6 protein-coding genes and 1 pseudogene are annotated in these 7,270 nt (G+C 70.5%); 3 read left to right on the top strand and 4 right to left on the bottom strand.

The features are described from left to right. Positions 1-52: 52 nt before the first annotated feature. Positions 53-931 (bottom strand): annotated as a pseudogene (gene bchI, locus ACH107_RS13220) (magnesium chelatase ATPase subunit I); the annotation flags it as partial. Next, positions 928-1,635, bottom strand: coding sequence for a spheroidene monooxygenase (gene crtA / locus ACH107_RS13215; protein ID WP_412506240.1), 708 nt, complete (start codon positions 1,633-1,635; stop codon positions 928-930). The pseudogene bchI and the gene crtA, both read right to left, overlap by 4 nt. 117 nt (positions 1,636-1,752) lie before the next feature. Here crtA and ACH107_RS13210 point away from each other — a divergent pair, with 117 nt between their 5' ends. From ACH107_RS13210 to tspO, 3 genes are read left to right on the top strand one after another with little or no spacing between them, the layout of a single operon-like run. Continuing rightward, complete coding sequence (locus ACH107_RS13210) at positions 1,753-3,318, top strand: phytoene desaturase (protein ID WP_310689920.1); 1,566 nt, start codon at positions 1,753-1,755, stop codon at positions 3,316-3,318. Continuing rightward, on the top strand, positions 3,315-4,364 hold the full coding sequence (gene crtB, locus ACH107_RS13205; RefSeq protein ID WP_412506237.1) for a 15-cis-phytoene synthase: 1,050 nt from the start codon (positions 3,315-3,317) through the stop codon (positions 4,362-4,364). The genes ACH107_RS13210 and crtB overlap by 4 nt, the downstream gene beginning before the upstream one ends. Next, the gene (gene tspO, locus ACH107_RS13200) at positions 4,361-4,828 is read left to right on the top strand and encodes a tryptophan-rich sensory protein TspO (RefSeq protein WP_310689922.1); all 468 of its coding nucleotides are present in this window, start codon (positions 4,361-4,363) and stop codon (positions 4,826-4,828) included. The genes crtB and tspO overlap by 4 nt, the downstream gene beginning before the upstream one ends. Here the strand turns inward: tspO and crtC are convergent. Continuing rightward, entirely contained in the window at positions 4,825-5,751 is a 927-nt protein-coding gene (gene crtC, locus ACH107_RS13195; RefSeq protein ID WP_412506236.1) for a carotenoid 1,2-hydratase, read from the bottom strand. The two genes, tspO and crtC, sit on opposite strands and share 4 nt — an antisense overlap. Beyond that, positions 5,670-7,241: a 1-hydroxycarotenoid 3,4-desaturase CrtD gene (crtD, locus tag ACH107_RS13190; RefSeq protein WP_412506234.1), complete on the bottom strand. Its 1,572-nt coding sequence runs from the start codon at positions 7,239-7,241 to the stop codon at positions 5,670-5,672. Before crtD ends, crtC begins: the two co-directional genes overlap by 82 nt. Positions 7,242-7,270: the final 29 nt, after the last annotated feature.

Raw genomic sequence — 7,270 nt, 5'->3', positions numbered from 1 at the left:
CTGCGCCGCCCGGCGTTGCAATTCGACGAGGAAACGACAGTCATGCAGGCCATGCAGCGGCGCCTTCATGGGCGGCCAGCGCCCGCGCCGCGCGCAGCAGGGTCAGTTCGCCACGCAGCCCGTCGGTGCCCAGTGCCAGCGAGAGGTTGGCACAGTCGCGCAGGATGTCCTCGGGCGTGGTGACGCCGGCCAGTGCGGTGCGGGCGGCCAGGATACGCGCGCGCAGGGCGGCGTCCTCGGCCTGCCAATGGGCGAGGAAGGTCTCGGTCTCGGTCTCGTAGGCGCTGCGGCGGCGGATCACCTCGATGCGGTCCTCGATGGTGTCCGGCGAGGTGACCTCGACCGACAGGCCGAACCGATCCAGCAGTTGCGGCCGCAGCTCGCCCTCTTCGGGGTTGCCCGATCCGACCAGCACGAAGCGCGCCGCGTGGCGGATCGACAGGCCCTCGCGCTCTACCGCGTTGACGCCCGATTGCGCCACGTCGAGCAGCAGGTCGACGATGTGATCCTCCAGAAGGTTGACCTCGTCGATATAGAGATAGCCGCGGTTGGCGCGGGCCAGCAGGCCGGGCTCGAAGGCTTTCTCGCCCTGCGTCAGCGCGCGTTCGATATCAAGCGCGCCGGTCACGCGGTCCTCGGTCACGCCCAGCGGCAGGTCCACCACTGGGGTGGGGCGCGTGGTCAGGTCGGTCGCGGTGACAGCGGCCCAGTCTGGGCAGTCCTCGGGACGTTCCGAGTTCACCGGGCAACCGCGCACAACCGTCACGGGGGGCAGCAGGGCGGCGAGGGCGCGCACGGCCGTGGATTTGCCCGTGCCGCGGTCACCAAAGACCAGGACGCCGCCGATGCCGGGGTCGATGGCGGTCAGCACCATGGCCAGTTTCATCTGGGTCTGGCCGACGATGGCGGAAAAGGGGAAGGGGGTCGTCATGCGGATAGGTCCAGTTCGTCCAGGGGGTGCGTGCCGTGCCAGCTGCCCGCGTCGCCGAGGATGCGAAAGCGGGCATAGAGTTCCTCGCGGAACCAGTTGCCCTCGCGCACGGCGCGCACGGCGCGGGCATGGGGGCCGTCGGCGCGGGCGAAATCGCTCATGCTCTGGCGGTCGGGCCAGATCGAGAAGGTGACCTGGCGCAGCAACGGCACCTCGCCGATGCCGATCTTGAAGGCGACGTTGCGGTCGGCGCCGATCACAGCGCTGATGTCGGGCACGCGCCGCCAGAAGCGCAGCGCCTTGCCCGGGCGCAGGCTGGCGCGGGTCAGGGCGGCCAGCGGGCCGTCCGGCACCGGGCCTTCGGGGATGAAGGGGGCGACGCCCGACCATTTGCCCCGCGCCGAGACTGGCGCGAGAAAGACCGTCCAGGCCTCTTCGGCGCGGGCCCGGTAGCGCCGGAAAAGCCCAGCATTGCGCAGCCGCGCCCGCGCCGTAGCCTCGTCGGGCCAGGTGGCCAGAATCGCGTAGACCCCGGTGTCGGGCCGGGGCGTGAACCCCTCGCCGGTGCCCGAGCCGCAGAGCTTCCAGAAACCGAGGTCGGGCACACGCGGCAGCACCAGGCGCGCGGCCCCCATCATGCCGAAGGCCCAGAGGCGGGGCATCCCGGGGGCGAATCGGAAAAAGCTGATGGTGACGGTCTGGATGGTCCGGCTCCTGTCGTGATGCGCGCGTGACAGTCTTAGACTGTCACGCGCAATGTCCCGAAGAAAGAGACATAATGACCGATTGTCAATCAAAGTTGACATGTGTAGCCTTGTCCCATGTTGACACGTCTCGACCCCGGCCTGGTGGAAAGGCCTGACACTGCCGTCGCCCCCCGCGCGGTGATCATCGGCGCGGGGCTTGGCGGCCTCGCTTCGGCCATGCGCCTGGGCGCGCGGGGCTACCGTGTCGTGGTGCTTGACAGGCTGGACGGGCCCGGCGGGCGCGGCTCGGCGATCTGGCAGGACGGCCACAGGTTCGACCTCGGCCCGACAATCGTCACCGTGCCGCAGCTGTTCCGCAGCCTCTGGGCGGCCTGCGGGCGCGATTTCGACGCCGAGGTGGACCTGCGCGCGCTTGATCCCTTCTACGAGATTCGCTGGCCCGACGGCAGCACCTTCACCGCGCGGCAGGGCGACGCGGCCATGCGCGCCGAGGTTGCGCGCCTCTCGCCGGACGATCTGTCCGGCTACGACAGGTTCCTCAAGGACAGCGAACGCCGCTACTGGTTCGGGTTCGAGGACCTGGGCCGGCGGTCCATGCACCGCCTGCCGGACCTGCTCAAGGTCCTGCCGAAATTCGCCTGGCTGCGGGCCGACCGGTCGGTGCACGCCCATGCCGCGCGCCGGGTCAAGGACCCGCGCCTGCGCATGGCACTGTCCTTTCATCCGCTCTTCATCGGGGGTGATCCCTTCCGCGTGACCTCGATGTACGCGCTGGTCAGCCACCTGGAAAAGGAATTCGGCGTTCACTATGCCATGGGTGGGGTGGCCGCCATCGCGCAGGCCATGGTCAAGGTGATCGAGGACCAGGGCGGGCAGGTGATCCAGAACGCCGAGGTCGACGAGATCCTGCTGGACCGTGACCGCGGCCGGGATCGCGCGCGGGGCGTCCGCCTGACCAGTGACGAGATCCTGACGGCGGATGTCGTCGTCTCGAACGCCGATGCGGGCCATACTTACGGCAGGCTGCTGCGCAACCACCGCAAGCGCCGCTGGACACCGGCGAAGCTCAAACGGTCGCGCTGGTCCATGGGGCTCTTCGTGTGGTATTTCGGCACGCGCGGCACCCGGGGGATGTGGCCCGAGGCGGGCCATCACACCATTCTCAACGGCCCCCGCTACGGCGGGCTGGTGCGCGACATCTTCCGCAAGGGGCACCTGGCCGAGGACATGAGCCTCTATCTGCATCGCCCCACCGTGACCGACCCGAGTGCCGCGCCCGAGGGGGGCGATACCTTCTATGCCCTCAGCCCCGTGCCGCACCTTGGGCATGATGATCCGGTGGACTGGGTCGCGCAGGCCGAACCCTATCGCGCCAAGGTGCAGGCGATCCTCGAGGATCAGCTTCTGCCGGGGCTGGGTGATCACCTAACCGCTTCGCGCGTCTTCAACCCCGAGACCTTCCGCGACCGTTACCTCAGCCCGATGGGGTCGGGCTTCTCGATCGAGCCGCGCATCCTGCAAAGCGCCTGGTTCCGGCCCCACAACGTGAGCGAAGAGGCCGAGGGGCTTTACCTGGTGGGCGCGGGCACGCATCCCGGCGCCGGTCTGCCCGGGGTGATCTCCAGCGCCGAGGTGCTCGATAGCCTCGTGCCGGATCCCGTGACGGTGCCGCGGCCATGATCGACCCGCGCGACCTGGCCCATTGCGAAGCGGCGATCCGGCACGGGTCCTGGTCGTTCCATGCCGCATCGCGCCTGTTGCCGGCCAGCCTGCGCGACCCGGCGCTTGCCCTCTATGCCTTCTGCCGGCTGGCTGACGACGCCGTGGACCTGCAACCCGAGAAGGCCGAAGCGGTGCTGCGCCTGCAAGAGCGACTTGACCTTGCCTATGAGGGGCGACCGCGCAACGCCCCCGCCGACCGGGCCTTTGCCGCCATCGTGGCCGATCACGACATGCCGCGGGCGCTGCCCGAGGCGCTGCTGGAAGGGCTGGCCTGGGATGCCATGGGCCACCGCCCGGCAACCCTGTCCGAGCTGCGCGCCTATTCGGCGCGGGTGGCCTCGGCGGTGGGGGCCATGATGTGCGTGCTCATGGGCGTGCGCGACCGCGACGCGCTGGCCCGGGCCTGTGACCTGGGCGTGGCGATGCAACTGACCAATGTCGCCCGCGACGTGGGCGAGGATGCCCGCGAGGGGCGGCTTTACCTGCCCGCCGACTGGATGGAGGAGGCGGGCCTGGCCCCGGACGCATTCCTGGAGGCGCCACATCCCTCGCCGGTGATCGCCGACCTGGTGCGCCGGCTGCTGGCCGAGGCCGACCGTCTCTATATCCGCTCCGAGGCCGGGATCGGGGCCTTGCCCATGGCCTGCCGCCCGGGGATCTTCGCGGCGCGCTACATCTACGCCGGGATCGGCGCGCGACTGCGGCGGACGGGCTGCGACCCGGTCTCGGCCCGCGCCCGCACGGGCCGGATGCAGAAACTGGGCTGGTTGGCCCTGTCGGGCCTGCGGGCGGGGGCGACCGCGGCGCTGCCCACCTCGCCGGTGATCTTCGCCCGCCCGCTGCCTGAAACCGCCTTTCTGGTCGAGGCCGCGGCCGACCCCGCCGCCCCGGTCCAGGACTGGAGCGACACGCTCTATGCCACCATGGCCCAGCTCAAGACCCGCGATGCCGCCCGCAGCGCGGCGTTGCAGACGGGCGCCGCGCGGGTTAAAGGCTACGCATGATCTGGCTCTACTTCCTGATTTTCCTCGCGGCCTGCCTCGCCGCGGGCAGCACCGGCGGCCTGTTTCCGCCCGGCCGCTGGTATGAAGAGCTCAACAAACCGCCCTGGACCCCGCCCAACTGGCTGTTTCCCGTGGCCTGGACCACGCTTTACATCTGCATCGCCACCGCCGGGGCGCGCGCGGCGGTCAGCCCCGACAACGGCTTGGCCATGGCGCTGTGGTCGCTGCAGATCGCGCTCAACGGCCTCTGGACACCGGTCTTCTTCGGGCTGGGCCGGATGCGGTTGGGTTTGATCGTGCTCTGTGGCCTCTGGGGCGCCGTGGCCGCGACCATGCTGGCGCTGTGGCAGGTGGACACGCTGGCCGGGGTGCTGTTCCTGCCTTACCTCGCCTGGGTCTCGGTGGCCGGGGCGCTCAACCTTTCGGTGCTGCAGCGCAACCCCGAGATCGCCAAGGCCGGTTAGCCAAAGCGCCAGCGCGCGCGCCGGGGCACCCGCACCGCCAGCATCGGCTTGAGCAGGGGCGAGCGGAACCGCGTCAGATCGAGTGTTTCATGCACGCCGACCGTTTCTGCGCCGTCGAGGCGCGTGCGCACCGCGGCCCGGGTGTAAAAGGGCGCATCCAGCATCGACTGCACCTGGCGGGGGGCATAGCCCGCATCCGCTCGTGTCTCGCGGCGCATGGCCCAGAGGCTGCGCCGCAGCGGGGCCTTGGGCGGCGGGGTGATGGCCCGGGCCGTGCCGGTCTCGTCAAATCGGACGCCGACCCCCAGTTGCGAGCCATCCAGCCGCGTCGCGTCGTAGAAACAGGTGCTGCCTGTCCCGGTCGGAAACCGGCCCCAGGTCCAACGGCTGAAATCCTGCTCCAGCGCCCGGGTGCCGAAATTGGCGTCGAAATATCCGTGTCCGTCCCATTGCCATCCGGGGGCCTCCAGATCGACCGAGATCGTGCTGGTCGGGGCGAAGGGCCGCCAGACATGCGCCCCGTCCGGCGTCAGCGGCAGCTCCACGCCGGTTATCGCCGAGGGCCGCACCCGGATCGTGCCGCGCACCCGGCCCACCATGGGCAGAGCGCCGATCTCGTTGACGGATATCACCAGCTCCTCGCCGGTCCAGTGCAGCGACGACGGCCCGACGGTAAACCGGTCGGCGCTCTGGCGCAGGGCGCTGCGGCCGCGGTCTGTCATGGTGAACCGCCCGCCGGGGCCGTAGGTGGCGACGTTGATGCAGACGTTGTTGTCGGGCGCGCGCCGGCCTGACCAGGCATACCAGGGCGAGAAGACCGAGCCGATGAAGGCGATGACACTTATGGATCGCCCGCAATGGTCGCTGATCCCGTCGATATACCACCAGGCATAGCCGTTGGGCGGGACGGCGAGGTCGAACATCGGTCCTGCACGATCGCCTCGGCCGCGTGCCGGGCGGAGAGCGTGGCCATCGGCACCCCCGCCCCCGGGTGCGTCCCGCCCCCTGCCAGGTAGAGGCCCGCAACCGGCGTCCGGGCCGTCGGCCGGCTCAGCGCGCCGGTCAGGCCCTGCGGGCTCTGCCCGTAAAGGGAACCGGCCGTCGCGGGAAACAGCTGCTCGAACCCGCGCGGCGTCGTCAGTGCCTGCGCGTCGGGCGGTGGATCGAAGGTCAGCCCGAAGCGGGCCAGCGTCTGAAATGTGCGTGTCCGGCATGTCTCGAACTCCGTCTCGGTGGGGGCCTGTGTTAGCGGGGCGGCATTGGCGATGATCTCGAAGCGTTCGGGCGCGGGGGTGCCGCCGGGCGTGCCGCGATCCTGCGCGCACAGGTAAAGCGTCGGGTCGGCCACACTCCGGCCTCCTGCGATGGCGTCGAATTCGGGCTTGGGCGCGTCGCGGAAAAAGACGTTGTGATGGGCCAGCTCCGGCCCGGTCGGCGTGGCGGCGAAGGCCCAGACCTCGGCCGAGAGGCTGCGCGGCGCGCGGCGCGTCTGCGGCGCGACCGTTTCGACTGCCGTGCCCAGTTGCCCCGTGGCCAGCGCGCGCGGGTCGCCGTTGAACAGCACGACATCGGCGCGATAGCGTGTGTCATCGGCCAGGCGCGCTCCGGTCGCGCGGCTGTTTTCCACGGTGATCTCCGTGACATGCGCGCCGTAGTGAAAACGCGCCCCATGGCTACGGGCCAGCCCCTCGACGGCCTGGGCAAGACGGTGCATGCCGCCCTCGACCACCCAGACGCCCGCCGCCTCGGCCTGCCAAATCAGTGCCAGCAGGGCCGGGGTGCGATAGGGCGAGCCGCCCACGTAGGTGGCATAGCGGCCGAAAAGCTGCGCCAGCCGCGCATCGTCGAACTGGCGCGCCAGGCTGCGGGCAAGGCTCGAGAGCGGTGCCATGGCCGGGATAAGCGCGGGCCGGGCAAGCACATGGCGGGTCATCCCGGCCAGCGAGGGCGTGGCGGCCTGCATCATGGGTGTGTCGAAGGCCTCGAACAGGCGGCGCGCGCGGTCGGAAAAGCGGCGGAACTGCCCGGCCGCGCGCGTGCCCGCGAAATCGGCGATGGCTGCGGAATTGGTTTGCGCGTCATCGAACAGGTCCAACCGGCTGCCGTCGGGCCAGAAGTGCCGGGCCAGCAAGGGTTGGCGGATCAGCGTGACATGGTCCTCCAGCCGGGTGCCGAGGTCGCGGAACAGCGCCTCGAAGACCGGGCGCATGGTCAGCACCGTCGGCCCGGCATCCACCGGCCCTGCAACCGAGGGCAGAGAGCGCATCCGCCCGCCCGGGGCACTGTGCCGCTCCAGGACGGTGACATCGTATCCGGCCGCAGCCAGCCGCGCGGCCCCGGCCAGCCCGGCGATGCCGGCGCCGACCACCAGCGCGCGTGGGCCTGCGGGCGAGGGTGTGTTGCAAGGTGTCATGTCCCGAGTGTTGACTCGCGGGCCGAAAG

It is taken from the genome of Roseovarius halophilus (ex Wu et al. 2025), assembly GCF_047086965.1.
This window is presented reverse-complemented; position numbering and strand designations above follow the sequence as displayed.

Coding starts and splice junctions, on each gene's coding strand:
- ACH107_RS13210 (WP_310689920.1), top strand. CDS start 1,753: ATGTTGACACGTCTCGACCCCGGCCTGGTGGAAAGGCCTGACACTGCC.
- crtB (WP_412506237.1), top strand. CDS start 3,315: ATGATCGACCCGCGCGACCTGGCCCATTGCGAAGCGGCGATCCGGCAC.
- tspO (WP_310689922.1), top strand. CDS start 4,361: ATGATCTGGCTCTACTTCCTGATTTTCCTCGCGGCCTGCCTCGCCGCG.
- crtC (WP_412506236.1), bottom strand. CDS start 5,751: ATGTTCGACCTCGCCGTCCCGCCCAACGGCTATGCCTGGTGGTATATC.
- crtD (WP_412506234.1), bottom strand. CDS start 7,241: ATGACACCTTGCAACACACCCTCGCCCGCAGGCCCACGCGCGCTGGTG.